26 protein-coding genes are annotated in these 26554 nt (G+C 69.2%); 14 read left to right on the top strand and 12 right to left on the bottom strand.

Going from position 1 to position 26554, the window contains the following annotated elements:
* Positions 1–114: 114 nt before the first annotated feature.
* On the top strand, positions 115–321 hold the full coding sequence (locus QSK30_RS25745; RefSeq protein ID WP_285506547.1) for a hypothetical protein: 207 nt from the start codon (positions 115–117) through the stop codon (positions 319–321).
* 664 nt (positions 322–985) lie between these two features.
* Complete coding sequence (locus QSK30_RS25740) at positions 986–1414, top strand: hypothetical protein (protein WP_285506545.1); 429 nt, start codon at positions 986–988, stop codon at positions 1412–1414.
* A 265-nt stretch (positions 1415–1679) separates the two neighbouring features.
* On the opposite strand, the gene QSK30_RS25735 is transcribed toward QSK30_RS25740, so the two are convergent.
* The 4 genes from QSK30_RS25735 to QSK30_RS25720 all read right to left on the bottom strand — a co-directional run bounded on the left by QSK30_RS25735 (position 1680) and on the right by QSK30_RS25720 (position 5401).
* Positions 1680–2099, bottom strand: a complete 420-nt coding sequence (locus tag QSK30_RS25735) for a hypothetical protein (RefSeq protein WP_285506544.1) — start codon at positions 2097–2099, stop codon at positions 1680–1682.
* Between the two features lie 307 nt (positions 2100–2406).
* Positions 2407–3747, bottom strand: a complete 1341-nt coding sequence (locus QSK30_RS25730) for a tetratricopeptide repeat protein (RefSeq protein WP_285506542.1) — start codon at positions 3745–3747, stop codon at positions 2407–2409.
* Entirely contained in the window at positions 3744–4961 is a 1218-nt protein-coding gene (locus QSK30_RS25725; protein WP_285506540.1) for an ATP-binding protein, read from the bottom strand. Before QSK30_RS25725 ends, QSK30_RS25730 begins: the two co-directional genes overlap by 4 nt.
* Complete coding sequence (locus tag QSK30_RS25720; RefSeq protein ID WP_285506539.1) at positions 4958–5401, bottom strand: hypothetical protein; 444 nt, start codon at positions 5399–5401, stop codon at positions 4958–4960. Before QSK30_RS25720 ends, QSK30_RS25725 begins: the two co-directional genes overlap by 4 nt.
* Before the next feature lie 400 nt (positions 5402–5801).
* On the opposite strand from QSK30_RS25720, the gene QSK30_RS25715 reads away from it, so the two are divergent.
* Positions 5802–6161 (top strand): hypothetical protein, encoded by a 360-nt coding sequence (locus QSK30_RS25715; RefSeq protein ID WP_285506537.1) that lies wholly within the window; start codon positions 5802–5804, stop codon positions 6159–6161.
* Between the two features lie 26 nt (positions 6162–6187).
* Here the strand turns inward: QSK30_RS25715 and QSK30_RS25710 are convergent, their stop codons facing one another.
* Positions 6188–6832 (bottom strand): TetR/AcrR family transcriptional regulator, encoded by a 645-nt coding sequence (locus QSK30_RS25710; protein ID WP_285506535.1) that lies wholly within the window; start codon positions 6830–6832, stop codon positions 6188–6190.
* Between the two features lie 57 nt (positions 6833–6889).
* Here QSK30_RS25710 and QSK30_RS25705 point away from each other — a divergent pair, with 57 nt between their 5' ends.
* The gene (locus QSK30_RS25705) at positions 6890–7756 is read left to right on the top strand and encodes an SDR family oxidoreductase (protein ID WP_285506533.1); all 867 of its coding nucleotides are present in this window, start codon (positions 6890–6892) and stop codon (positions 7754–7756) included.
* Between the two features lie 197 nt (positions 7757–7953).
* Here the strand turns inward: QSK30_RS25705 and QSK30_RS25700 are convergent, their stop codons facing one another.
* Positions 7954–8472, bottom strand: coding sequence for a CAP family protein (locus tag QSK30_RS25700; protein ID WP_285506531.1), 519 nt, complete (start codon positions 8470–8472; stop codon positions 7954–7956).
* Between the two features lie 162 nt (positions 8473–8634).
* On the opposite strand from QSK30_RS25700, the gene QSK30_RS25695 reads away from it, so the two are divergent.
* Both QSK30_RS25695 and QSK30_RS25690 read left to right on the top strand, forming a co-directional pair.
* Complete coding sequence (locus QSK30_RS25695; RefSeq protein WP_285506529.1) at positions 8635–9180, top strand: GNAT family N-acetyltransferase; 546 nt, start codon at positions 8635–8637, stop codon at positions 9178–9180.
* Positions 9165–9920: an NADPH-dependent F420 reductase gene (locus QSK30_RS25690; RefSeq protein ID WP_285506528.1), complete on the top strand. Its 756-nt coding sequence runs from the start codon at positions 9165–9167 to the stop codon at positions 9918–9920. Before QSK30_RS25695 ends, QSK30_RS25690 begins: the two co-directional genes overlap by 16 nt.
* Before the next feature lie 448 nt (positions 9921–10368).
* On the opposite strand, the gene QSK30_RS25685 is transcribed toward QSK30_RS25690, so the two are convergent.
* Complete coding sequence (locus QSK30_RS25685; protein ID WP_285506527.1) at positions 10369–10824, bottom strand: hypothetical protein; 456 nt, start codon at positions 10822–10824, stop codon at positions 10369–10371.
* Between the two features lie 101 nt (positions 10825–10925).
* Here QSK30_RS25685 and QSK30_RS25680 point away from each other — a divergent pair, with 101 nt between their 5' ends.
* A complete protein-coding gene (locus QSK30_RS25680; RefSeq protein ID WP_285506525.1) occupies positions 10926–11429 on the top strand; it encodes a DEAD/DEAH box helicase family protein in 504 nt (167 codons plus the stop codon).
* 55 nt (positions 11430–11484) lie between these two features.
* On the opposite strand, the gene QSK30_RS25675 is transcribed toward QSK30_RS25680, so the two are convergent.
* A complete protein-coding gene (locus tag QSK30_RS25675) occupies positions 11485–13344 on the bottom strand; it encodes a S8 family peptidase (RefSeq protein ID WP_285506524.1) in 1860 nt (619 codons plus the stop codon).
* Positions 13345–13562: 218 nt separating this feature from the next.
* Positions 13563–14654: a Glu/Leu/Phe/Val dehydrogenase dimerization domain-containing protein gene (locus QSK30_RS25670; protein WP_285506523.1), complete on the bottom strand. Its 1092-nt coding sequence runs from the start codon at positions 14652–14654 to the stop codon at positions 13563–13565.
* Between the two features lie 79 nt (positions 14655–14733).
* Between QSK30_RS25670 and QSK30_RS25665 the strand changes: the two genes are divergently transcribed.
* Both QSK30_RS25665 and QSK30_RS25660 read left to right on the top strand, forming a co-directional pair.
* Positions 14734–15201: an Lrp/AsnC family transcriptional regulator gene (locus QSK30_RS25665; RefSeq protein WP_285506521.1), complete on the top strand. Its 468-nt coding sequence runs from the start codon at positions 14734–14736 to the stop codon at positions 15199–15201.
* Positions 15202–15289: 88 nt separating this feature from the next.
* Positions 15290–16819 carry a choice-of-anchor A family protein gene (locus QSK30_RS25660; RefSeq protein WP_285506519.1) on the top strand — a complete coding sequence of 510 codons (1530 nt, stop codon included), beginning with the start codon at positions 15290–15292 and terminating at the stop codon, positions 16817–16819.
* A 287-nt stretch (positions 16820–17106) separates the two neighbouring features.
* Here QSK30_RS25660 and QSK30_RS25655 read toward each other — a convergent pair whose 3' ends face one another.
* Both QSK30_RS25655 and QSK30_RS25650 read right to left on the bottom strand, forming a co-directional pair.
* Complete coding sequence (locus QSK30_RS25655) at positions 17107–18033, bottom strand: hypothetical protein (RefSeq protein WP_285506517.1); 927 nt, start codon at positions 18031–18033, stop codon at positions 17107–17109.
* 5 nt (positions 18034–18038) lie between these two features.
* Positions 18039–18776 carry a papain-like cysteine protease family protein gene (locus QSK30_RS25650; RefSeq protein ID WP_285506516.1) on the bottom strand — a complete coding sequence of 246 codons (738 nt, stop codon included), beginning with the start codon at positions 18774–18776 and terminating at the stop codon, positions 18039–18041.
* A 566-nt stretch (positions 18777–19342) separates the two neighbouring features.
* Between QSK30_RS25650 and QSK30_RS25645 the strand changes: the two genes are divergently transcribed.
* Positions 19343–21490, top strand: a complete 2148-nt coding sequence (locus QSK30_RS25645; protein ID WP_285506514.1) for a M4 family metallopeptidase — start codon at positions 19343–19345, stop codon at positions 21488–21490.
* A 482-nt stretch (positions 21491–21972) separates the two neighbouring features.
* Here the strand turns inward: QSK30_RS25645 and QSK30_RS25640 are convergent, their stop codons facing one another.
* Positions 21973–23478 (bottom strand): M1 family metallopeptidase, encoded by a 1506-nt coding sequence (locus QSK30_RS25640; RefSeq protein ID WP_285506512.1) that lies wholly within the window; start codon positions 23476–23478, stop codon positions 21973–21975.
* A 406-nt stretch (positions 23479–23884) separates the two neighbouring features.
* Between QSK30_RS25640 and QSK30_RS25635 the strand changes: the two genes are divergently transcribed.
* From QSK30_RS25635 to QSK30_RS25620, 4 genes are all read left to right on the top strand, one after another.
* Entirely contained in the window at positions 23885–24304 is a 420-nt protein-coding gene (locus QSK30_RS25635) for a helix-turn-helix transcriptional regulator (RefSeq protein WP_285506511.1), read from the top strand.
* Positions 24305–24314: 10 nt separating this feature from the next.
* Positions 24315–24728, top strand: coding sequence for a VOC family protein (locus QSK30_RS25630; protein ID WP_285506509.1), 414 nt, complete (start codon positions 24315–24317; stop codon positions 24726–24728).
* Positions 24729–24846: 118 nt separating this feature from the next.
* The gene (locus QSK30_RS25625) at positions 24847–25266 is read left to right on the top strand and encodes a glyoxalase superfamily protein (protein WP_285506507.1); all 420 of its coding nucleotides are present in this window, start codon (positions 24847–24849) and stop codon (positions 25264–25266) included.
* A gap of 1 nt (position 25267) precedes the next feature.
* Positions 25268–26209, top strand: coding sequence for an RNA polymerase subunit sigma-70 (locus QSK30_RS25620; protein ID WP_285506505.1), 942 nt, complete (start codon positions 25268–25270; stop codon positions 26207–26209).
* Positions 26210–26554 lie beyond the last annotated feature (345 nt).

Here is a 26554-nt window from a genome sequence, read left to right as displayed (position 1 = left end):
AGCGGATAGACGTCCGGGTCACCGGCGTCCTCACGGGCCCCGGCGTGCAGGCGGGCGTGATCCACGGCGGGGTGCACATCCACCACACGGTGACCGAGGCGCTGCGCGCAGCCGGTGGTCTCGCCGGTCCTGACGACGCGCCGCGACATCGCCTCGTTCACCGGCCGGGAGGAGGAACTCCGGCTCTTGGTGTCGGCCACCGAGGCGGCCGGTGGGCGGGTGATCGGGATCTACGCGGTCGACGGGATGCCCGTGGTCGGCAAGACGGCCTTCGCCGTGCACGTCGTACACCGGCTGGCCGACCGGTTCCCGACGGGCTGATCTTCCTGTCCCTGCACGGCCACACCCCGGACCAACGGCCGCTCGACCCCGCGGCGGCGCTGGCCTAGCTGCTGCTGGCGACCGGGGTGCACGCGCCCTCGATCCCCGCCGACCTCGACGCCCGCGCGGCCCTGTGGCGCCACAGTCGGCGGGCGATCTTGTTCAACCCTCCGGGTGGACCGTGGTGGCGTCAGGTGGAGCAAAACTGGAGCAGGCTGGCGAATCGGCCGAAATAGGGTCAACGATCTGCTCCAGTCCGCGCACTCCACCAGGGTGCTGGACGAGCGCTCGCACCCATTCGTTCAACTGGCTCGTCGAAGCCAGGCGTTCCGCTTGTGTACCTGGAGCACGTTCTCTGTGATGGCCTGCTGCCTTCGGAACCTCTAGCGCGCGCCGACACGCCGGGGGGCGGAAATCATCGCACGCCGTGATCACGCAGGAGGTGGTGATCACCGGACATCACCCACCAGCGACGGACGCACCCTCGGCCAGGTTCGACTCCAGGCCAGGCACCACTCGGCGCCGCGGTCGCTCGTGCTACCGGGTGAATCGAAGGCCTCGATACAACGACTAGTGGGTACTGGGCGTGGCGGTGGTGGTTGTCTGGACGGATCAGACGTCTGTGAGAGGGGAAACTGTGACAAGGGTAGGAGTTCGGCGAGCTGTGGCTGCGACCGTGACGGTCGTTGCCACGGTGTTCGGGTCGTTGGTGCTGATCGCGCCGGCAGCCCAGGCGGCGGGGAAGCCGTGGGGGACGATCTACACCCGGACCTCCGCGGGGAACGCCGCGGCGGCACATGGCGACTTCGCGAACAACGGCAATGTCTATGCGACGGTGGGCGCCAACTGGACCGACCTGCGCTCCGGCGACGGCAAGGCGTATGTGAAGGTCGAGTTCTTCTTCTACAAGAACCAGAAGTGGGAGAGTGCTGGCTCGAGCGAGTCCGCCCACACCAGCACCTCGGCCTCCGGGCCCCTTTCCCGCAGGCTGCGGGTCGACGCGTCGGCCGCACGGGCCGCGATCAAGGTCTGCATCGAGTCCATCTTCGTGGACCCCTGCTCACCAGAAGCCATCCTGTCGTTCAACTACTGACCTTCCTCGCCTCCCAGGAATTCAGCCACACCACCGGCGAAACCCCAGTTGGGGTCGTGAGATGGGCGCCCGGGGGCAGGTGTGGGATTGCGGCTTCGCAGAGCCAGAACAGGGCGTAGACGTTGGTCTTGTGATCAGGACGTCGGCGCCTCGCGGGCGAAGGCGATGGCCACGGCGGGCGGTGTGCGGTCAACGAACTCGACGCAGGCCGTGTCGCAATCTGTTCCCAGTGAACGGGTGCTCGCGGGGAACAGATCAGGTGCGGTCAGTCCTCGGTCGCGTTGTGCTCTGCCCGCAAGGCTGTGACCAGGCGCTCGTACAACTCGTCGTACGCGGCGCCTTCGACGGTTGGTGGACGCCAGTCCAGCGCGCTCATGTGCTCGACCACCCCATCGGGTACCGCGAGCCCGTAGGTCTCGATGTAGTCAGCCGCGTCGAGTCGCCAGTAGTAGAGCCCGTCGCTCAGCACCGCTGAGCCGCCGGAGACCCCGAAGCGCTGTTCGAGGGAGTCGGTCGTGTACTCCATGATCGCGAAGAGGATCGTTCCCGCCCGGAGATAGGCGGCCACCGGCGCGCGCGACTCCGGTGCCAGCGCACCCATCAGCGGTGCCGCCGAGTCGATCGTGATCCTGGATGCCCCATCCGCGCGCGGGGCGAACACACCTAGTGGGCGCAGCTCAGTCATCTCCGCAGCCTCCATCGCTACCGTTGTACCGCGCGTACGGGTGCTCCGACATCCCGGTCCTGGGGTTCAGGTGCACGCTCGGGTCGAGCGCGGTGACCCATGATGTCGGGCAGGCTCTGGGCCTGGCCGCGCGCTCCCGCCGCCGGTGAGCGGTCTGGGAGACCCTCGACTTCTGGGCGGTGTCCCCGGGCCGGTGTCCCGCGCCGACGCCCAGCGGATGGCGGTCGACCACCTCTGCTGGGCGATCGAGTCGGCGCGGACGGCATCTGAGCGCTTGGAGCGGCGTACATCGTCGCGATTGCGCCGGTCAGCGGCCTTCCCGGGACGAGGGTAGGTCGGTCGGGAGATCCTCGGCCTTCCCGCGCGCCGGTCGCGGGTCCGGACCACCGAAGGCGACCACCCGGTCCCAGATCCAGTCGGCCATCGACGTGGCGACGGGCTTGTCGGGGTGTCCGGGTCGACGCCTGACCAGCGCCCCGAACGCGACGACGACCAGGTACGCCCCGGCGTCGTCGGTCATCACCTGTTCCCAGGCCTCGTTCTCCGGCCAGTCCGGGTGCGCTGCCGGGTCGGCCTCGATCTCGGTGGTCATGGCGATGATCTCGGCTGCCGACATCAGGCGGAACGACGGCTCGGCAGGCCCCCAAACGGCGCCGGAGCCGGGCTGCTGGCCGTCGTGCCAGGCCAGCAGGTCCTCCGCGACCATGGAGCCGATCTTGTCGCCGTCGGTCTCAGCGGAGATCGCGGCTCCGGGTCGCAGGGTGGCGCGCAGGTCGGCGGGCATCACCTCGTCCAACGCCGCCAGTGCGGAGGCCAGGTCGACGCCGATCATCTGGTCGCGGAGTTGTCGCCACCCGAGCTCGATCACCCCGGCGCGGCGGATCTCCTCCAGCGTGATGTCCTGGGCGTGCGCGTTCTCGACGATCCGCAGCATCGTCCGAGCCGTCCCCACCAGGTTCTGCAGCAGGTCTTCGGTCGGGTTCTCGCGCAGGAGCCGCAGACCGAGCCGTTCGGCGTCGGCGAACCGGTACTGCACCAGATAGGCCCAGCCGAGCAGCAGGGCAACCGAGGAGTTCGCCGCGTCGGCCCGGATGGCCTCCTCGGCCGCGGGGGTGAACCGGTCGGGTGGTGCGAAGCTCCCCAGCAGGTACACCGCACGTTTCCCGAGCGCTTTGCCGAGCAGTTCCGGCGCCGTGCGGGAGCAGAGTGCCACCGCCTCGTCGAGTTGGCGCCATCCTTCCTCGTGCTCCCCGCAGAGTGCCCGGGCATAGCCCAGCTCCGCCCAGTCGTCCCACTCCTCGTGGTCCTCGCCCAGCACGGTGTGCGCCCACCGCAGCGCCTCGGGATGATCGTGCACGGCCAGCGCCAGGTGCCGGAGGGCACGAGCCGCGTTGATGAACTGGCCGTCGCGGCGACCAGCCACCTGGAGGTAGAGGCGCCGCGCCTGGTCAGCCTCGCCGCAGTACTCGCGGTGATTGCCGAGCAGCAGCGACACGCTGCTCCGCTCCGGCTGGGCCGCGAGCACCCGCAACGCCAGCTCGGCGACCTTGGGGTGCGTCGGCTGTGCTGCGAAGAGCTCCCAGGCCAGGTCCAGGCTCCGCTCCACGGCATCGCCGTCATCGGGGACCGTGACGTCGAAATCCCTCATCGCATGCCCCGCTTGACCCGGTACGCCCGGAGTTGGTCGAAGGTGCCGTCGTCGACGCCGTACTCCAGCACCGGCGCCACCTGGTCGAACCAGGCCGTCGTGGACGGGGTGATGCCGCCGATCGCGGCCAGCGTCGCGGCGGTGGTGACCGGCACCAGCGCACCGCTGTCCATCGATTCGACCATCGCCTGCTGCAGGACGGTGGTCGTCAGGTGGCTGAGGTCGGCACCGGAGAACCCCTCGGTCGCCGCCGCGACGGCCACGACATCGACGTCGTCGGCCGGCTTGCCCGCCAGCGCGCCCTGGACGATCGCCGCTCGGGCGACCGCGTCCGGTGGCAGCACGAGCACCGTCTTGTCGATCCGGCCCGGTCGGCGCAGCGCGGAGTCGATGTCCCACGGCCGGTTCGTCGCGGCCAGGAAGTAGACGCCGTCGTTCGCGCCAGCCACGCCGTCGAGTTCCTCCAGCAGCTGGGTGACGAGCATCCGCATCGACTGCGACCCGCCGCCACCGGAGGTGCGTCGTCCGCCGAGCGCGTCGAACTCGTCGAAGAAGATCACGCACGGCGCGGCCGCGCGTGCGTCGCGGAACACGCTCTGGATCGCCTTCTCGCTCTCCCCGATCCACTTGCTGAGCAGGTCCGCGAGGGTCACGTGGATGAAGGACGCCCCTAGATCGCCCGCGATCGCCCTGGCGATGAACGTCTTGCCGCAACCGGGTGGGCCGTACATCAGCAGCGACCCGCCCGGCCGCTGCCCGAACGCCGCCGCCAGCTCGGGGTTGCGCAGCGGGGCCAGGAACGCGGTGTCCAGGTGCCGCTTGACCTCGGCGAGACCCGCGACGTCGGCCAGCGTCACTGCCGGGCGCTCGGCGTCCCACAGCGACGCCGACGCAGCCGCGTCGCCGTGGTGGCGGTCATCGTCGGCCGGGGCCGGAACCGGTCGCGCGGATCGTGCCGTCAGCGCGGTCTCGGCGGGCGGCGTCGGGTTCGAGGTGCGCAACCGCGCCGCCATCAGTCGGGCCCGCAGCACGCGGATCCTCGCCGGATCACCGCCGAGGGCCTCGAACGCGTCCAGTTCGGTGGCGGCGCGGCCCGGGTCCTGCTCCATCAGCAGCGTGACGAAGTCCTCACGCAGCGCCAGGTTGCCGGGGTCGGCCTCCACCTCGCGCGCGATCACCTCGACGAAGCTGTCGCCTGGATCGGCACCGTTCACCGAGCGGCCCCTTCGATCCAACCCTTGAGCAGGCCCAGGTTGGCGAGCGGGATGTAGTGACCGAGCCGCGGATGGTCCAGCGCCACACCGACGACGCCTGCTTTGTCGAACGAGGCGACGTAGTCGATCGCGGCAGGCATCGGCACACTGAACAACGGTGCCGCGCCACCCCCCGCGTCGGCCAGCCCGAGGCTGCGGGCGGCTTCGTTCGCCCGTGCGGCGCTGCTGTAGAGGCAGATCATCGGCCCCTGCTCGGCGCCCGCGGCGTAGGGGCGGGGTTGGTCGGCCGAGCCCCGCGCGATGAAGAACCAGTGCTCCAACCCGGTCACCTGCCGCCACAGCGCGATCTGCGCCGTCGTGTCCCCTGCGGGCGCTGCCCTGACTGCCCCGTCGAGGCGGTCCAGCTCGGCGACCATCTCCGGGTCGTTGTCTCTGGTCATTCGGTTCTCTCTTGTCTGCTCAGCTGTCCGCGGTGGCGATCGCGACCCTACTTGGGCGGCATGCCGGGCGGCCCGGACTCGTGACAGCTCTTCGAGTCACGGGGCGTGCCCCGCGCCACACCGCGGGCTCGGCCTGATACCTGACTACCGGCGAAACCCAGTCTCGATCTTGCGCCGTTCCACACGTTCGCCACTTCGAGCAGAACAGATTCCGTTCCAGCCACTCCTCGCACGGCACCCGGTGAATCGCATGCCATGGGAGAACCTCGCCAATGAGTGGTTCCGGCAATTGGGTGATGTCGTGGCAATCCGGCCTTGGGCGGGCTGTGCTGATCATCTAATGGGGTGGTCGCAGGGGAGGAGCGTCATGACGAGTTCTACTAGGAGCACGTCCGAGTACGTGGAGTTGCCGCGCAGGGTGAGGGTGGCGCTCAATGTCATCTGGTTGCAGGTGGCGCTGGGTGTGGTCGGGTTGCTGGTTCTGGCCGACCTGTCGGAGGGGGCGGCCGGGGACGTGATCACGTTCTGCGTGAGCGTCGCTGCCACGGTGTTGTTGGTGGTGGCGACTCGGCGGGTCCATGGCCGGCGTCGGTGGGCGGTGTGGGTGGTTCTGGGGGTGGAGTTCCTCCAACTGGCCAGCTGTGTGGTCCTGGCCGTGTCGTCAACCCCGTACGGGATCGTCGGGATGGTGTTGCCGCTGATCGTGTTGATCGCGCTCGGTGATGCAGGAGCCAGGGCGTGGTCGACGGTTGAGGACTAACACCCGGTCGCCTGCCTGCTGTGTCACTAGGTTGGTTGGCCAGCGGGCGTGATCATGCGGACGAGGGTGTCGACTAGTTCGTCCGGGGTGGTGTGCCACTTGTCCGTGTCGAGGTGGCCGCTGAGTTCCATGCCTGCGATGCCGTGGGCGCTGGTCAGCAGCAGGGCACCGTATTGCCGTGCGTTCCGTTCCCCCGCCAAGGCGGCGACGACGGCGAGGAACTCGTCTTGGAAGCGTTCGGCCGCGTGGACGGCGGCGGCTGGGTCGGCTGGTGGTCCGCACAGTTGGCGGTGGACTTGGTTGAGGCCCTGGGCGCGCACTGGCCGCTTGAACAGCAGTTGGTACAGGTGTGGCTGGTCCCGGCCGACGCCGATGAGGAGGCGTAGTGCGCTGCGCAGCGTGTCGGCTGTTGGCAGGGCTGGGTTGGTGCGCAGGGCGTGCACTTGGTTGGCGATCCGGTCCCAGGTCTCGGCCGCGATGGCGGTCAGCAGGCTGTCCTTGTCCGCGAAGTGCCGGTACGGCGCTCCTCGCGTCACGCCCGCCCGCGCGCCGACCTCGCGCACGGTGACCGCTTCGGGGCCGCCGAGGTCGAGGAGTTCGGCGGCCGCGTCGAGCAGTGCGCGGCGGGTGGCGGCGGCTGACTCCGCGCGGGTGACCATGGCGTCCAGCATACAGTTGACGGTGTCATCTGAAGTGGTAGCGTCGCGGAGGTGACAACGTCATCTGAAATGCCGAAGCTGGTAGTCGTGACCGGGGCGTCGACGGGCATGGGCGCCGCGACCGCCCGTGAACTGGCCCGCCAGGGGTTCCACGTCCTGGCCGGGGTTCGACGCGACCGGGACGCTGACGCGATCCGGGCGGTCGGCATCGAGCCGGTCATCCTCGACATCACCGATTCCGGGCAGGTGGCGGCACTCGCGGCTCGGGTCGCCGACGACCCGCGGCCGCTGCACGCCCTGGTCAACAACGCGGGCATCCAGGTCAACGGGCCGGTGGAGGCCCTGCCCATGGCTCAGTGGCGGTGGGTGTTCGAGGTGAACCTGTTCGGCCACATCGCCCTCACCCAGGCACTCCTGCCCGCGCTGTTGCGCGGTGGCGGGCGCGTGATCAACATCAGCTCGGTCGGCGGCAAGGTCGCCATGGCCACCTACGGCGCGTACGCGGGCGCGAAGTTCGCTCTCGAGGCGGTCAGCGACTCGCTCCGCCGGGAGGTCGGGCCGTTGGGTGTGCGGGTGGTCGTGGTCGAGCCCGGCGGGGTCCGCACGGAGATCGCCACCCGTGGGATCGCGACGGCGAACGACCTGGCCGCCCAGATGACGCCGGAGCAGGACGAGCGCTACGGCAACCTGGTCCAGGCGACCAACACCCTGATGGCCACGGGCACCGCGTCGGGCGTGACCGCCGACGCCGCCGCTCGCGTCATCGCCAAGGCCGTGACGACCCGCAAACCGCGTACCCGCTACACCATCGGCCGGGACGCCGCCCTGATCACCCGCCTGGTCCGGGTACTGCCGGACCGGGTGCTCGACGGCATCACCGCCGCGAACCTGCGCAGGCACTACCCGAAGAAGGTCGCGCCCGCCCACATCGGCTGATGTGCAACACAATTCACTCTGCTCCTGCGCTGGTTGTGCAGCCATCGTGCACATCCCGCGCTGGTGCGCAGAGGGTCCGAGTAGAGCGGCGGCGCCGACAACGCCGACCGAAATCCGCCCGATAGGGCGTGGTGTTCGACCGGTTCAGTCACCGTGGCGATCGGTGACTGGGCGATCGACGCCGGGCACGAGGTCCCTCAGGTGACCGGCCTGCCGACGTTCTGCGGGAACTGGCCCAGGTAGTTGCCCGGCGGCGTGTAGCGAGCGACGACGTAGGTTGTGGGGATGGGCAATATCGTGCCCGCCGGGCAGGCGGCGATCGCGGCGGTGACCTGGGTGGTGGACTTCCAGACCAGTTGGGTGAAGTGGCCGGTTTCCCCGGAGAAGGTGGGGTTGCCGTAGTCGTACTTGCTCGCCTCGTCCATCCAAGCCGCCACTGCCTTCCTGATGCTCGCGGTCGGTGCGGTGGAGACGAACAGGTTCTCCCCGTACTTCCCCGCCGCGGTGGAGTGGCGGAACTGGCAGGACTGGGCGTGCTCGAGGGTGCTCGCGTAGAGGGCGACGTTCCAGGTGAGCGGGCGGGCGCCGCAGCGCGCCCTGGCCGTGTTGTGCTGCGCCAGGACCTCGTCGCTCCAGGCATCGGCCGCTGCGGGCTGGGCAGCCGCGACCAGTGCCAGGCACGCCGCCATCGTTGTCAGAACACCGGTTCCACGCATCACGGCCACCTCTCTCCAGAATGGACAGACCACCCCCGATCCTCGCTCGCGTCCGCCCCGGCACAACCCGCCGCACCCCATCGCGTGTCACTCACCAGGGGTGACTACCGACCGTGGCCTGGGCTGCCAGCTCGCCACCACCCGACTTGGAGTGCCACCGCCATGCGATCCGTTGCCACCGAACGACTCCTGCTCCGCCCGTTCGCCGAGTCCGATCTCGACGACCTGCACGACCTGCACCGCCGCCCGGACGTCACGCGGTACCTGCTGTGGGAAGCGCGCACCCGCGAAGAGACCAGGATGGCGCTGACCGCCAAACTCGGGCAGACCGAACTCGCCGCCGAGGGGGACAACCTGGCCATCGCGGCGGAGCTGCGGTCGACCGGGCGGCTGATCGGCGACTTCACCCTGGAGTGGCTCAGCGCCGAGCTGGGTCGCGCCGAGATCGGTTTCGTGCTGAACCCGGACCACGCGGGCCGGGGCTACGCCACCGAAGCCGGTCGCGAGGTGCTGCGGCTGGCGTTCGAGACCCACGGCCTGCACCGGGTGATCGGCCAGTGCAACGGCGCCAACCTGGCCTCGCAGCGGCTGATGGAACGCCTCGGGATGCGGCGCGAGGCGTACTTCGTCCAGGGCGAGATGCTCAAGGGCGAGCGGGCCGACCTGGCCGTTTACGCGATGCTGGCCACCGAGTGGGCGCGCGGCTGAGCGCGGCCGGGAATGTCGGGCGGTGGTCGCGCTGTTGCACCGGGACAGCAGCTTCCACAGGCGACAAGGGGACCGCAGTGAAGATCGGAATCATCGGGGCGGGCAACATCGGGGGTGCCCTCACCCGGCTGTTCACCAAGGCCGGGCACCAGGTCGCGGTCGCGAACTCGCGCGGCCCGCACACCCTGGCCGACCTGGCCGCCGAGACCGGCGCCACCGCCGTCGAGGCGGCCGACGCGGCCCAGGGCGCGGACCTGGTGATCGTCACCATCCCGCAGAAGCACATCCCCGCGCTGCCCGCGGGCATCCTGGACGGCGCCGCCGAGGGCGCCACCTTCGTCGACACCGGCAACTACTACCCGCGCGAGCGCGACGGTGCCATCGACGAGATCGAGGCAGGCGCGCTGGAGAGCGAGTGGGTGCAGAGGCAACTGGGCAAGCCGGTGGTGAAGGCGTTCAACAACATCGGCGCGGCCAGCCTGTTCGAGAACGGCAAGCCCGCAGGGTCGCCCGGCCGGATCGCGTTGCCGATCTCGGGGGACGACGCGGCGGCGAAGGCGGTGGTCGCCGGGGTGATCGAGGAGATCGGGTTCGACGTAGTGGACGTCGGTCCGCTGTCGGAGTCGTGGCGGCAGCAGCCTGGAACTCCCGGGTACGGGGCGGACTTCGGCGCGGAGCGGCTGCGGGTGGCGTTGGGTGAGGCTGGGCGGGAGCGGACTGAGGCGTTTCGCGCTCAGTAGCTTGCTGTTGCTTGCTCTCGTTGCCTACTGAGGTTTCTCGTCGTGTGTACCCATGGGTTTCGGGGTGGGCTCGCTCTTCTGGTGTCTCGTCGTCTGGGGTGCCGCGGGTAAAGCGGTGAGGCTCGATCTGGTGGACTGCCTTTGTGCGGGGCCCCTAGGGACCCTGCGTGGGGAAAAAGCGTGGGGAGAAGGACATCCCCACGCACGGCAAGTTTGCAGGGTCCCCCACCCCACACAAAGGCAGTCCACCAGATCGAGCAGAGAACGTCGGGGGCCGCCGATACCAGCGGGGGTGGCTTTTAGGGCGACAGGAAAAGGACATACATGAGTGGTCGGCCACGAGTGGTCCAGCTTGGTAGTCCAGCATGGTGGTGGCGTGGGTGGTCCGGCCGAGAGTTCCCTGGGAATCCGGATTTCTCGGGATGCGCCGTTGGTCCAGAGTGGACACTCAGTCGGTGGGTCGCGGTGTCTGGGGGCGGGGTGGGTTTGGCGGGAGCAGCAGGGTGCGTAGCTGTGCAGCCTCGGGGGTGGGGGTCGCGCGTGCCAGGTAGGTCTCGTCCAAAGGCAGGACCAACGCGCGCAGCTCGCGTGCTGCCTTGGTGGGCAGGGTGTGCAGTGCCACGGCCAGGGCTTGGCGTTGTACGACCGGGTCATCCCACTGGCACCCGTCGCAGGGGCAGTCCTCGGGCGTGCAATCGTCCAGGCGGTGGGCTGGGCCGAGGGTGAAACGGCGCCAGCCCGCCAGTGCCCTGGCGGTCGCGCCGGGGTGGAAGCGGGTGCGGTCGAGAGCTGCGATCGCCCGGGACGTGGCCGCTGAGACGTGGGGGATCTGCGGGATCGTGCACCTGTGCTGCGGGTGGACCCGCAGGTGGGCGCGGATCTCGTCGGGGCGCCTACGCGGCATGGGCCTTTCGGGATGTCATGGGGTAATCCTCGCACAGGGTGAGCTCTGCTGTGCGGGGAAACCCGGTGGCCGTCCGCCCTCGGCGCCGGGATGATCCGGGAATGGGCGCGGTACTGGTCACCGGTGGTTCTGGGGCGGGGAAGAGCAGTGTCGCGGCTGCGTTGGGCCTGCGTGGTCTCGTGGGGTTGGACGCCGACGCCGATCCGGAGCTCGCTCGGTGGGTTGATGGTGCGGGGCGGCTCGTGTGGTTGCCCGATGATGTCGGGGCCGACTGGCTCGACCGGCACGACTGGTCCTGGGACCTGGACCGGCTCGACCATCTCATCGCTGCGGCCCCTGGGACGCTTTACGTCTGCGGGAACGCGGGCAACGTGGCCGAGGCGTGGTCTCGGTTCGACCGGGTCTTCCTGTTGGTGATCGACGTGCCCACGATGTGCGCGCGGTTGGACGACCCCGCGCGGGACCACGACTTCGGGCGTGCGCCTGGTCAGCGGGAGTGGTTGCGCGGGTGGCTTCCCCGCTACCAGGACCACATGCTCGGCCTCGGTGCCATCCCCGTCGACGCCACCCGGCCGTTGGTGGAGGTTGTCGATTTCCTTGTCTGAACGCGGAAGGCGCCCGGTGGACTGGTCCACCGGGCGCCTTTTCCGCTCGTCAGGCTCAGACCGTGAGGGTCCAGGTGTCGATCTTGCCGATGTCATTGCGTTCGACGTCCTGGACGCGGAGGCGCCAGGTGCCGTTGCGGGTCTCCGAGGACAGGTTCACCTGGTAGGTGACGTTGATGTTGTCCGCGGAGTCGCTGGTGGAGGAGTTCTTCAGTCGGTAGGCGCTGCCGTCCGGTGCCACCAGGTCGATGACGACGTCACCGCGGTAGGTGTGCACGATGGAGACCGCGACCCGTGAGGTCGCCGAGGCGTTGCCCGCGCAGCCGGAGACCGTGACCGGGCTGGTGGTGGTGGCCAGGTCGTTGATCGCGTAGTCGGTGCCGTTGGTGACCGGGTTGCAGCCGCCGCCGGTGGTGGAGACGGTGATGGTGAAGGTCGCCGAGCCGGTCTTGCCCGTGTTGTCGCGGGCGGTGACGGTCACGTTGGCGGTGCCCGCCGTGGTCGGGGTGCCGCTGATGGTGCCCGACGAGGTCGAGATGCTCAGGCCCGCGGGCAGGCCGGTGGCCGACCAGGTGTAGGGCGCGGTGCCGCCGGTGGCGCTGTTGTTGACCGAGAACGACTGGCCGATGGTCGCGTTCTGGTTGCCCGGGTTGGCCACGGTGACGGTGCCCGGCTGGGTGCCGCCGTTCATGAAGCCGGTGTAGAGCAGCACGTTGGGCGAGCCGCTGCCGGGGCTGGTGACCTTGCCGGTGGTGCCGTTGTTGACCAGGGCGTTGCGGACCTGCGCCGGGGTGGCCGACGGGTTCTGGCCCAGGTAGACCGCCGCCGCGCCGGTGACGTGCGGGGAGGCCATCGAGGTGCCGGTCATCGTGGCGCTGCCGGTGTTGCTGGAGTACGACGCCGACACGATGTCCGTGCCCGGGGCGAAGATGTCCAGGCAGGAGCCGTAGTTGCTGCCGCTGTTCTTGGCGTCGGTGCGGGTGGTGTTGCCGACCGTGATCGACTCGGGGACCAGTTGGGGGCTGTAGTAGCAGGCGTTGTCGCCCGCGTTGCCCGCGGCCTGGACCCACTGCACGCCGCTGGCGATCAGCGACTTCACCGCGTTGTCCAGCGAATTGTCGGTGCAGCGCTGCTGGCAGCCGATGCTGTAGTTGACCACCGCGGGCTTGACGGCGTTGTTCTTGATCCAGTTGATGCCCGCGATGATGTCGTCGTTCGCGCCGCTGCCCGAGCAGTTGAGCACGCGCACGGCGGTGATGGTGGCCTTCTTGGCCACGCCGTAGGTGGTGCCCGCCGCGGTGCCCGCGACGTGCGTGCCGTGGCCGTGGCAGTCCGACGGGTTCGAGTCGTTGTCCACGAAGTCGTAGCCCGCCGCGACGCGGCCGCTGAAGTCCTGGTGGTTGGCGTTGATGCCGGAGTCCATGATGTACACGCGCGCGCCCTGGCCCGGGTTCGTCGGGTAGGTGTAGGCGCTGTTGAGCGGCAGGTTCGCCTGGTCGATCCGGTCGTCGCCCCAGTTCGGCGGGTTGTTCTGGGTGTCGGTCAGCACCATCCGGGTGACCTGCTGGACGTAGGAGACGCTCGAGTCCTTTGCGACCTTGGCCGCCTCGTCGGCCGACATGGTGGCCGAGTAGCCGTTGAAGCCCGCGTCGTAGGTGTGCCGGACCTGGCCGCCGTGCCGCTGGGTCATCGAGGCGGCGGTGGCGCTGACCGAGGCGATGCCCTGGCCCTGGGACTTGAACACGACGATGTAGCGGTTGGCGACGGCGTCGGCCGCGCCCGCGTTGCGGATCGCGGCGGTGCCGGTCGAGTCCTGGGCCGAGAAGGCCGGGGGTGCGATGACCGCGGCGACTCCGGCCACGGCGGCGATCGTGAAGACGACCGCTTTCGTTCTGCGCGACACTCGTATCTTCATCTGCTACCGGATTCCTTCACTCGCAGGGTGCGGAGTCCTGGTCCCCTGTGGACAGCTACGGGTGGACTCCGTGCGAGGAACAGTGCAATTGGGCCATATCGGATACAAGGCAACGGCCTTCACTGTGGATCGTTCCGCTGTGTAGGTCCAGCTCAGCGCTGGTGATCGGTCAGCACAGCGGAACGTTCACAGGTGTTCACACCGGATCGCGGAACGGCTCAATTCACTGTATTACAAGCCGAAGTAGTCGTGTTACCGCTTGACAAGCGCTGCCGCGCAAGGGTTCGGGCCTCGTGCAGCATGGTCGTGCCCGCGGTCTCGGCCGCGGCCAACAGGTTGGTGACGGTCTCCTCGATCGCCTCCACCCTGGACAGCGCGGCCCCGTACGGCACCCCGTCGACCTCGCGCGCCAGTGTGTAGATGATGCCGCCCGCGCTCGCGACGAAGTCCGGGACCCACGCGATGCCCCGGGCGGCCAGGTCGGCGGCCACCGAGTCGTCGGCGAGCTGGTTGTTCGCCGGGCCGACCACCAGCGGGGTGTCCAGCCCGGCAACGGTTTCCCGGTCCAGCACCCCACCGACCGCGGCCGGGATGACGACGTGCGCGCCCAGCGTGAGCGCCTCCTCCGGCTCCGCCCAGCGCAACCCGAGCTCACGGGCCACGCGCCGCCGCTCTGGGTCCACATCGGACACCACGACCTCGGCGCCCGCACCGGCGAGGTTCGCCGCCAGGTGCGTGCCCACCGCGCCGAAGCCGGAGATCACCACGCGGTGCCCCGCGAGGTCGGCGGTGCCCAGGACGGCGCGGGCCGCGGCGCGCAGGGCCGCCAGCACCCCGACCGCGGTCGGGCCGCTGGACGAGCCGGACCCGCCGTGCGCCTCCGGCACGCAGAAGGCGTGCGGTGAGACCGACCGGAACACCAGCATGTCCTCGGGCCCGGTGCCGATGTCCGGACCGGCCACATAGGACCCGTCCAGCTCGGCGATCAGGTCGGCGTGGTCGAGCAGCGCGGCGTGCCGCCGGTCGGCGGTCAGCGCCGAGCCCGCCGGGACCGCGATCACGCTCTTGCCGCCGCCGAACGGCACCCCCGCGACGGCGCACTTGTCGGTCATCGCGCGGGAGAGTCGCAGCACGTCGCGCACGGCCGCGTCGAGGTCGGGGTACGTGGCGAGCCTGCACCCGCCGATCGCCGGGCCGAGCACCCGCGAGTGCGCCGCGACCATGGTGGTGAGGCCGGAGCGGCGGCCGCGCCGCACGACCAGCTCCTCGTGGTCCCAGTGTTTCTCGCTGCCGAATGAAGTGTGTGTCATAGCGCCGAAATTAGGTCGGTCGTCGGTGATCTAGGGTCGATACCGGATGATGTTCGGCCGGAACGGTACTGGGGGAGTCGTGGACGAACTTGATTCGGCGATCGTGCGGCAGCTGCAGGCGGATGCCCGGCAGTCGAACCGGGACATCGCGCGCAAGGTCGGGATCGCGCCGTCGACCTGCCTGGAGCGGATCCGGCTGCTGCGCCAACGCGGGGTGATCCGCGGCTACCACGCCGACATCGACCTGGGCAGCCTCAACCGGGGCGTGCAGGCGCTGGTGTCCGCCCAGGTCCGGCCGCTGAGCCGGACGGTGATCGACTCGTTCCAGCGCTCGCTGGTCGACCTGCCCGAGGTCATGTCGGTGTTCGTCACCGCGGGCAGCGATGACTTCCTGATCCACGTCAGCACCCCGGACATCGACCAGCTGCACTCGTTCCTGGTCGACCGGCTGGCCATCCGCAAGGAGGTGATCGCCTTCCGGACCTCGATCATCTTCCGGCACCACCGCAAGACCACGGTGGAGCCGCTCCCTGCCACGACCGGGTGAGAGGTCGCGGTTGATCACCGACTGATGCATGCGAATGGACTACCGTCGTGCCCCGAATGGCCTAAGAGGGCAATCGAGGAGGAAACACGTGCGGTCTTGGCATGCCGTAACAGCCGCGGTGGCGGCGGGCGGGCTGATCACGCTCGCGGTGGTGGTCGTTACCCCCGCCCAGGCCGCCCCGCTGCCCGGAGGGCTCGGACCGTGCGTCCCCGGTAACTGTCCGAACCCCTACCCCGCGGTGGGCAACGGCCCGTTCGCGGGCCGGGACAACGGGATCAACATCTACGTCGGCGGTGACATGCAGGTCTCCGGCCGCGCCGCCGAGGCCGAGGGCCGGGTCGTGGTGCTCGGCGACTTCTCCCAGGACAAGGTCGCCGACGCCTCCGCGGTCTACAACATCGGCGCGGTCGGCGTCGGCTCCCGGGTACCGCCGCCGGACGGCGCGGACTTCCTGACCACCGGCGGCGACATCACCATCGCCACCGGCGAGACCCTCGACGCGGTGGGCGACTCCGGCGGCGGCGTCGTGCGGCACGCGGGCACGGTGACCGGCACCGTCATCGGCACGCTGACCCAGGACGCCAACGCGGCCGCCCCGTACACGGCCCTGCGCGGTGACCTCACCACGGCCAGCGACTGCTACGCCCGGGTCAGCGGCACGCCGCGCCCGGCCACCGGCACCGCGGAGAACCAGGGCTTCCAGACCCTGTTCACCGGTGACGGCACCTCGGCCCTGCAGGTCTTCAACGTCAACTTCGACCTCGCCACCGCAGGCGGCGGCGCGCAGGGGATCACCTTCGCCGGGATCCCGGCGGGCGCGACGGTGCTGGTCAACATCACCGGGGCCACCCGGCAGATCAACACCTTCAGCGGCACCTTCCTGGAGACCGACCCGCTCAACCAGCTGCGGCCCCGGCTGCTGTGGAACTTCCCGGACGCCACCTCGGTCGCCTTCCTCGGCGGTGCCCAGTTCCAGGGCAGCGTGCTGATCGGCAACCAGGCGAGCACGGCCACGGTGAGCCAGCCCGGCATGGCGGGCCGGTTCTTCACCGCGGGCTCGCTCGTGCACACCTCGGCCAACACCGGTGTGGAGTTCCACGCGTACCCGTTCACCGGTGACCTGCCGGACGACTGCGCCGTGGCCCCGACCACGACGACCACGACGACCACGACGACCACCGAGCCGACGACCACGACGACGACCACCGAGCCGACCACGACGACCACGGAACCGACGACCACGACGACGGAACCGACGACGACCACCACGACGACCGAGCCGACGACGACGACCACCGAGGCGACGACGACCACGACGACCACCACGTCGAGTCAGCCGAACTCCGAGCTGACCACGACCACGGAACCGGGCGGCTCCGACGGCGGTCCGGGTGGTCCGGGCGAGAGCTGCGGGCCCGGTGGCCCCGGGGGGCCGGGTGGCCCTGGTGGCCCCGGTGGGCCCGGATGTGGTCCGGGTCCTGGTGGTCCTGGTGGCCCGCACGGCCTGCCGGACACCGGCTTCTCCGGTGGTTGGGCGGTCGGGATCGGTGGCCTGCTGATCCTCGGCGGTGGCGCGGCCATCGCGATCGCCCGCACCCGGCGTCAGTCGCGGACCTGATCGACCCGGTCTGACCGACCTGTTCGGTCAGACCGGGCCTGCTCAGAGCCGGTCTGACCGAACGGAACTGATCAAGTCAGGCTGACCGAACCGGTCTGACCAGCCTGGTCGGACCCGGTCTGACCGATCCGACCTGGTCACCCCGGTCGGTTCCACTACAACCGCCATTCCAATACAGCGAATCTCGCGCGTGGGCACCGCCCGCGCGCGAGATTCGCTGTGGGGGTTGGAAACCCGGACGCGGCCGGCTAGCCTCTGCCCATTTCCCCCGACCCGGGAGGTGGCGCTCAGTGCTCACCCGTGTCCTGTTCGTCGTCCTCATGGCCGGATCGATGCTGCTCACCGACCCGCGCGCGGCCGTCGCCCTGCACTGGTTCACGGGCTGACCCGGTCCGCCCCGGTGTTCGCCACACCGCGACGAAACCCGCCGCCGCCAGGACCAGGGCGGCTCCGCCGAGGTACCACCAGGCGTGCGACGGCGCCGTCGAGGTGTCCGCAGGCTTGGCAGTGGGTCTGCCGGAGGGTTGGGCGGAGGGTTGGGCGGAGGATGGTGCCTGGTCGAGCGGGAAACCGATGCCACCGTTGTTCTGATAGGTCGAGCCGGGCAGCTTGTCGCCGTAGCGCGAGCTGACTTGCCGTTGGTAGTCGTCGAGCGGGATCGGTTGTCCCACCGGGGTTTGCGGCAGGCTCGCCTGGAGCAGCGTGACCTCGGTGTGGGTCAGGGCGTACCAGCCGTTGATCTGCGGTTCGTTGAGCAGCACGCCGCCTGGCGGCACCCGGGCGAGCAGCCGGTGCTCGTCGTCGCCGGAGAGCACGCTCGTCACCGCCCAGCCCGCCCGCGGGTCCTGGGTGGCCATCAGGGTCGCCTTGCGGCCGTCGTCGGCGGTGGCCAGCACGGCCACGTAGGCGAAGCGGCCCGCGGCGGCCACCGGGTCGCCGCGCACGAAGTCGGGGTTGAGGGTGTACACGGGGATCCCGGAGCCCGCGACGGTGACCGCCGCGGGCTCCGGCTGCCCGCCCTGCTTGAGGTTGGTCGTGGCGAAGCTGATGGCCTGCGGGGTGTTCGCCGCGGCCACCGCCCTCACTGACTCCGCCGGGGTCGGTGGGGTCACGTCGGTCCGGTCGGCCACCGCGGCCGCGGTGGCCACAGTGGACATACCGAGGGCCAACCCCGTCACGACCGCGCCGACCAGTGCCCGAGCAGTGCGTCGCATCGGACTCAGGCCCGCCGGATCCCGGCGACCGAGTCCGTCCAGGTGAACTGGCTGTTGGACAGGTAGTTGTTGTACGTCGAGGTCCAGTAGCGCTGGTAGGACTGCCACGGGTCGCCGACGCTGATGGTGCCGTTGGTGGCGTCGTAGCCGTAGATCACCTCGGCGTGCGCGCCGCCGGAGGCCCAGGAGATCACCGTCATGACCGGTTGCCCGGCGTTGACCTGCTGGGTCGCGTAGGACCAGCTCATCGCGTTGCCGACCTGCGTCGCGGTGTAACCGGTGCGGCGGAAGCCGTTGACGATCTGGTAGAGCTGCCCGGCCTCGTTCGGGCAGTAGCCCACCGCGGTGTTCTTGGCCGCGGCGCAGAACTGGTCCTGGGTGGTGGTGGAGCCGAAGTACTGCTCGATGCCGGCGCCGTCGGCGGCCCAGCACCACTGGTTGTACTTCTGCACCTGCTGGGTGTAGCGCAGGTAGTAGGACGACGCGGCCGCCCCCGACGCGGCGGCGGTTCCCGGGGAGATCCGCAGGGCGCTGTTGTCGCGGGCGCCGTGCGTGGTGGTGATGCCGTTGGGACGGGCGCCACCCGCGGCGGGCGTGCCCGCCTGGGCGGTCACCGACAGGGCGGCCGGGCCCGGCTGGGCCTGGGCGCTGGGGTTGACGACGAGCACGGTAGCGGTGAGCAGTCCAGCGAATCCGGCTAGTGCGCCTAATCGGCGCACGGTTCGGTTGCCTGTGTTGCGCACGTATCCTCCTGAATGTGAAATGGGAATGGCGAAGACACCGCTGCTACCCGGGGGGACGGACGGATAATGGCGCGGTGTTCTTGTCCAGCAGGGTTTGATCCGTCAGGAGACGGTGCTCGGGATCACCGAGTTGACCCATCCTATGTTCGGATGGATTTCTCGGGCAAGACGTGGGCACCCGCCGTCCAGGTCGGGCGCTACCTAATCTTCTCCCTGGTGGCGGCTACCTATGGTTCTACCTATCGCTGCGCGGACGATCGGTCGCACCGGTGCCTTTAATATGCGAATCTCGCGAAATATGTCGCATTTGTCCATTTATCTTCACGCTTCACACCGATGTGCGCGTGAATATCTCTCGGTGTGATGGGGCTGGATTCACCGCATTGGCGGAGTTAACGTTCCCCTGTTCCCAAGCGACGAACGGGCAACGAGACAGTTTTCTCGGCTGATTGAGGGCAGGGAAGAAATTCCCGGGCAATTGGCGCTGCTGTCCGTCGAACATGTTCCATCCCTGCGTTTTCCAGGTTGTTTCCGCGCGCCGCGCGAAGGCCTGGGAAAGGAGCATTATGAAGTCGGCACATCGCCTGGTCGCCATTGGCGGCGCGGTGGCTGCTGGCATGGTGGTCGTCGGGACCGCCATCGCCGTACCCAACAACCAGGCCCAGCCCGCCACGGCGGTCACCGCCGCGCAGGCCCAGGCCAACGCCACCGGCGCGGTCGCGGCCCTGGTCGCCAACCCGCCCGCCGCCCTGCGCGCCAGCGCCCAAGACAAGTTCGTCCAGAAGGCCGTCCGCTCCGCGGGCGGCCTCAACTACGTCGCCTACGACCGCACCTACAAGAACCTGCCGGTCATCGGCGGCGACTTCGTCGTGGCCACCGACGACCAGGGCACGGTCAAGGCCACCTCGGTCGCGCAGGAGAACACCCTGGGCGAGGTCGACGTCGCCACCGTCAAGCTGAACCAGGCGGGCGCCGACGCCATCGCGGTCAAGCAGCTCAAGAACGCCAAGGTCACCGCCGCGGGCCGCAAGGTCGTCGTGGCCGACGGCTCCGGCCGCCTGGCCTACGAGAGCAACGTCGAGGGCCGCGGCACCGACGGCGAGGCGAGCGCGCTCAGCGTCTACGTCGACGCCGCCGACGGTCGCGTGCTGCGCACCGTCGAGCACATCGCGCACGGCACCGGCACCGGTTACTGGAACGGTCCGAACCTGCCGCTGAACACCACCAAGTCCGGCAGCACGTACACCATGAAGGACCCGAGCATCTCGGCTCTGGACTGCCGCGACTACAGCACCGGCTCGGTCTACTCGGGCTCGGACGACTCGTGGGGCAACGGGTCGGCCACCAACAAGGAGACCGGCTGCGCCGACGCGCTGTTCGTCGCCCAGACCGAGAACAAGATGCTCTCGCAGTGGGTCGGCCGCAACAGCTTCGACGGCAACGGCGGCGCCTGGAAGATCAACGTCGGCCTGGACGAGCAGAACGCGTACTACTACAGCTCGCGCCCGGCGTATGTGAACCTCGGCCACAACCCGAGCGGCCAGTGGGTCGGCTCGCTCGACATCCTGGGCCACGAGATGGGCCATGGCATCGACGACTACTCCGGCTCCGGCGGCTTCTCCGGCGGTGGCACCCAGGAGTTCATCGGTGACACCTTCGGCACCGCGACCGAGTGGTTCGCCAACGAGCCCTCGACCTACGACGAGCCCGACTACATCATGGGCGAGGACACCAACCTCGTCGGCAGCGGCCCGATCCGCTACATGTACAAGCCCTCCCTGCACGGCAGCGACCCCAACTGCTACTCCAGCAGCGTTCCCAACCTGGAGGTGCACGCGGCGGCCGGTCCCGGCAACCACTGGTTCTACCTGCTCGCCGAGGGTTCCAACCCGACCAACGGCCAGCCGGTCAGCCCGACCTGCAACAACACCACGCTGCAGGGCATCGGCATCCAGAAGGCCATCAAGATCATGCACGGCGCGGTGCAGCTCAAGACCTCGAGCAGCTCCTACGCCAAGTACCGCACCTGGACGCTGACCGCGGCCAAGAACCTCTACCCCGGCAGCTGCGCGGAGTTCAACGCCGTCAAGGCCGCCTGGGACGCGGTGAGCCTCCCGGCCCAGTCCGGCGACCCGACCTGCACCGGCGGCACCACGACCACGCCGCCGACCAGCAGCTCGACGACCCGGCCGACCAGCTCGACCACCCCGCCGACCAGCTCGACGACCCCGCCGACCACGACCACCCAGCCCCCCGGTGGGTGCTCGGGCCAGAAGGTCCTCAACGGCGGCTTCGAGTCCGGCAAGACCAACTGGTCCGACCCGAACACCACCATCGGCAACTGGACGAGCTACAACGAGCCCGCCCGCTCGGGTAGCAACTCGTCCTGGCTCGGCGGTTGGGGCTCGACGCACACCGACACGGTCACCCAGTCGATCAGCATCCCCGCGGGCTGCCGCGCCACGCTGACGTTCTGGCTGCACGTGGACAGCGCGGAGACCGAGAACCTGGCCTACGACAAGCTGGCCGTCTCCCTCGGCTCCAGCTCGGTGGCCTCGTTCTCCAACACCGACAAGCGGACCGGCTACGTGCAGAAGACCTACGACGTGTCTTCGCTGGCGGGCCAGACCGCGACGCTGAAGTTCGCCGGTAGCGAGGACTCGAACCTGCAGACCTCGTTCGTGGTGGACGATGTGGCTGTGACGCTCGGGTAGTTCTTCTCCCGGCGTGTGGGGGACTGCTTCCCCTACGCCAAGTGTGACTACGGACTGGCGTTGCTTGTCAAGGCGGGAAAGATGCCTTGACAAGCAACGCCAGTCCGTGTTTTGGGCTGCGTATGGGATGCAGGGGCGGGAGTGGTCACCAGGGGGGTGGGTTTGGTGGCCGGGCGCCGGGAAGTGGGCGAAGAAAGTGGTTGTGCTGAAGGGAAGTCGGCGAGGAGGGGTGGGGCGCTGGAAAGAAGTCGGCGAGGACGGGTGGGGGCGCTGGAAAGAAGTCGGCGAGGAGGGGTGAGTGTGCCGGAAGCAGGTGAAGAGGATGGGTGCCGGAAGGAAGTGGGCGAGGAGGGTGGGTGTGCCGGAAGTGGACGAAGAGGGTGGGTGTCGGTGACACCCACCCTCTTCTCGAAAATGTGTGCTGCCCCTTGGGTTCTTGCTGGTGGGGCTGGTGTTGTCAGGCTATCGCTCGGCCAGGACTGCTAGTGCTGGTGGTGGGCGGCCTGGATCTGCTTGAAGGACTTGGGTTCGGCCAGGGTCTTGGTGGTGCTGAAGGCGCCGGTGGTGGTGGGGCCGTTGGGGCCGACGGCGGGCTTGGTGGGGGTGTAGAGCCAGGTCTGGAAGAGGCTCACCAGGGGCTTGTGCGAGACCTGCTCGGCCAGGGCGACGAACTCGGTGATGAGGCCGGTGCTGCCCTTCTTCAGCGTGGTCCAGCGCTTGAGGATCTCGAAGAACTTGTCGTCGCCGACGGTCTTGCGCAGGGCGTGCAGGGTGAGGGCGCCGCGGTCGTAGACGGCGTTGTCGAACTGCTTGTCCGCGCCCGGGTTGGCGGGCAGGACCGTCCAGAACGGGTCGGTGGCCGGGATGCGGTCGTAGGTGTACTGGGCGAGCTCGTCCGCCGTGCCCTCGCCGACGTGCTCGGACCAGAGGTACTGGGCGTAGGTGGCGAAGCCCTCGTTGAGCCAGATGTCGCTCCAGCGGCCGACCGCGACGCTGTCGCCGAACCACTGGTGGGCGTTCTCGTGGGCGATCAGGGAGGTGTTGGCGCCGAAGGCGAAGTTGCGGGCGCCGTAGACCGGGCGGGTCTGGTTCTCCAGGGAGAAGCTGAGGCCGTCGCTGACCACGCCGCCCTGGGCCTCGAAGGGGTAGGGGCCGAACTTGGTGGCGAGGAACTCGTTGATCTCCGGGGTGCGCTCGACGCTCGCCTTGGCCGCGCCGAGGGAGTCACCGAGGTCGGAGTCGTAGGCGGTGATGAACGGCTGGCCGTTGGGCGTGGTGGACCGCACCAGCTCGAACTTGCCGACCTCGAGCGAGGTCAGGTAGGTCGCCTGCGGCTGGGTGCTGCGCCACCACCAGCGGGTCCAGCCCGCGCGGTTCTTGGTCTGGCGGACCAGGTTGCCGTTGGACAGCGCCACCACGTCGTCGGGCACCTCGACCGAGACGTCGTAGGTGGCCTTGTCGGTCGGGTGGTCGTTGCCCGGGAACCACCACGGCGAGCTCTGCGGCTCGTCAACGGCCAGGGCGCCGTCCGGGGTCTTCTTCCAGGTGCTGATGCCCTCGATGAGCACCGTGGACGGCTTGTCGCTGTAGGCCACCACGATGGTGACCTGGCGGCCCTTGGCCAGCGGCCGGGCCGGGGTGACCACCAGCTCGCCGTGCCCGCCCTCGTTGGACACGAAGGTGGCCGGTACACCGTCGATCAGGACCGAATTGGTCTTCAGTCCGAAATCGAGGTCGAAACGGGACAAATCCTGCGTCGTGGTCGCCAGGATCGTCGTCGTGCCCGACAGGACATCTGTCGTGGGCTGATAGGTGAGTCTGATGTCGTAGTGGGAGACGTCATATCCGCCGTTTCCCGCGTACGGGTAGTAGGGGTCGCCTACCCCCGATGCTCCGGGTGCCGGTGCGGCTGCCGCCACCCCGGCTACCAGCGTCGATGCGACTCCGGCGGCCACCACGGCCCACCCGTTGCGAATTGTCCTACGCATGGATCCCTCCTTCTGGGCGCCGCCGAACCTATCGGTGACGGCCAGGGGAGAGATACGTGCGAAAGAGGGGTCTTGGAGGCTGGGAAGCGTTGCGCACGCGTGCGGACATCATTATCCGCGCGCGTGCGGTGCCACGTTCCCGGTTGTGTTCCCATTTCTCGTACCGCGATCCGGATCACGGCCGCGGCAGCCGCACCGGTACCGGTGGCAGGTCCCGGCCGACCGGGTCGCGGTCAGCCCAGCGACCAGGTGATCGGCTCGGAGCCTGCGCACCCGGCACAAATGGCGCTGCCCGGCCTTGACAGTCGGTGACCGTGGGTGACGGTGAGCCATCGCATGCCTGCGGGTCGTGCCCCAGACGCGGTGGGAGACGGCTGCGGTGGTGGCCGCGTGCGATGCTGGACGGGTGTCCACAGAAGACCTGGTCCGGCTGCGGCGGGCGCGCGACACCATGGACCGCGACTACGCCCAGCCGCTCGACGTGCCCGCGCTCGCGCGCGCGGCGCTGATGTCGGCGGGCCACTTCTCCCGCAGCTTCCGCGCGGCGTTCGGCGAGACCCCGTACAGCTACCTGATGACCCGCCGCATCGAACGCGCCAAGGCGCTGCTGCGGCGCGGCGACCTGAGCGTCACCGACGTCTGCTTCGCGGTCGGGTGTTCGTCGCTCGGGTCGTTCAGCTCCCGGTTCACCGAGCTGGTGGGGGAGAGCCCCAGCGCGTACCGGGCCCGGGTGCACGACGCGGGCGCGGCCATCCCGGCGTGCTACGCCAAGCTCGTGACGCGACCGGTCAGGAACGGAGAAGCGAAGCGCACGGCAGGCTCGTAGCGTGTCCGGCATGGACCTGAAACTGTCACACACCTTCATCGCCGTGCACGACCACGACGAGGCCCTCGCCTTCTACCGCGACACCCTCGGCCTGCGGGTGCGCAACGACGTCTCGTTCGAGGGCATGCGCTGGGTGTCGCTCTACCCCGCGGCCCAGCCGGAGATCGAGATCGTGCTCGAGCCCCCGGCAGCAGCGCCGGACGCCTCGGAGGCGGACAAGGCCGCGATGTCGGACCTGCTGGCCAAGGGCCTGCTGCGCGCGGTGCTGTTCTCCACCCCGGACTGCGACGCCACCTTCGACCACATCCAGGCCTCCGGCGCCGAGGTGGTCCAGGAGCCGATGGACCAGCCGTACGGGGTCCGCGACTGCGCCTTCCGCGACCCGTCGGGGAACATGATCCGCTTCAACCAGCCCAAGGCGTAGCGACCCGGTTGACCAGGGCGAACCGGTCGGTCATCGGGGGACCGATGAGTTTCACCGGCGGCCGGCGTTAGAGGGGGTACAGGATGGCCACCGAGGCCCCCGAACGAGGAGATCCACCATGGACTGGAAGCTGCAGGTCGTCGTCGTCCCGGTGACCGATGTGGACCGCGCCAAGGAGTTCTACGCCGACAAGCTCAGGTTCACCGTGGACACCGACCACCGGGCGGGGGAGAACTTCCGGGTCGTGCAGGTGACGCCGCCGGGGTCGGGGTGCTCGATCGTCTTCGGCAAGGGCATGGGTGACGGCGAGCCCGGCTCGATCAAGGGCTGCCACCTGGTGGTCACCGACATCCACGCGGCCAAGGAGCACCTCGACACCGCCGGGGTCGACAACGGCGGTGTGGTGCACTTCGGCGACGCCGGTGCCCTGACCCCCGGCGCCCACCCGAAGGACGCCGACTACGGGTCGTTCATCTTCTTCGACGACCCGGACGGCAACACGTGGGCCGTCCAGCAGGTCAAGACCCCCCAGCGCTGACGTGCTCAGCGAAGCGGACTTCGAGACCGCCGCCGAACACCACCGGCGGGAACTGCACGTGCACTGCTACCGCATGCTGGCCTCCTACGACGAGGCCGAGGACGCGGTGCAGGAGGCCTACATCAAGGCCTGGCGCGCCCGAGCCCGCTTCGACGGCACCAACCTGCGCGCCTGGCTGTACAAGATCGCCACCAACGTCTGCGTCGACCTGGTGCGAGCCAGGTCCCGCCAGGTCCCCCGACTGCGCTCCAACGCGGAAGTGGCCTGGCTGAGCCCCTACCCCGACCACCTGCTCGACGAGATCGCCCCGACCGACGACGAACCAGACGTGGTCGCGGTGGCCAAGGAGACCATCGAACTGGCCTTCCTGGCAGCACTCCAGGTACTCCCGGCCCGGCAGCGCGCGACACTGCTGGCCCGGGAGGTCCTCGGAATGCCCGCGGCGGACACCGCGGCAATGCTCGACATCAGCGTCGCCGCAGCCAACAGCGCACTGCAACGCGCCAGGGCGACAATGCGCGACCACCTACCCTCACACCGCGACGACTGGACAGCGCGGGAACCCAACGCGCGAGAACGGGAACTGCTGGACCAGTTCATCGACGCCCACCAGCGCTGCGACGCTGCTGCTGCCTTGGCGATCGCGGCAGAGGACGTACGCGTCACCATGCCCCCGGCCCCGATGTGCTTCGACGGACGCACAGCCATCGCACCACTGCTGGAACGAGCCTTCGGCCCAGACCGAGACGGAGACTGGCGACTCCTACCGACCATGGCCAACAGGATGCCGGCGGCGGCAAGCTACCTGCGACGACCCGGGGACAGCGAGTACCGGGGGTTCAAACTGGACGTGCTCCGCATCGAGGCCGGCGAGATCGCTGAGATCACCACCTTCGGATACTCGATGTTCCCGGCCTTCGGCCTACCAACAGTCCTGACCTGATCCACTAACCAAGGAATGGGCGACCACCCCGCCGCCCATTCCTTCCTCTTTCCCACCCACCCACCCACCCACCCATCCACCCACGCGCCCACCCCCGCCGACTCCCTCCCTCCCTGCTCTCCGTTTTTCATCCGAACTCCTCTCCTTTTCCCTATTCTTTCGCCCTTTTTCAATCCCTAAATGCCGAGCCCGCTGGTACGCAAGACCCGCTACGGACATGCTCGATTGGGTGGACTGCCTTCGTGTGGGGGGAGGCGACCGCTAAACTTGACCTGTGGTGGGGATGCCCTTCTCCCCACGCTTTTTCCCCACGCGGTCGCCTAGGGGCCCCACGCGAAGGCAGTC

It is taken from the genome of Actinokineospora sp. NBRC 105648 (genome assembly GCF_030269645.1).
In the GTDB taxonomy this organism is placed as follows: domain Bacteria; phylum Actinomycetota; class Actinomycetes; order Mycobacteriales; family Pseudonocardiaceae; genus Actinokineospora.
Note: the sequence above shows the minus strand (reverse complement) of the source record. Positions and strands in the feature narration are given on the sequence as shown.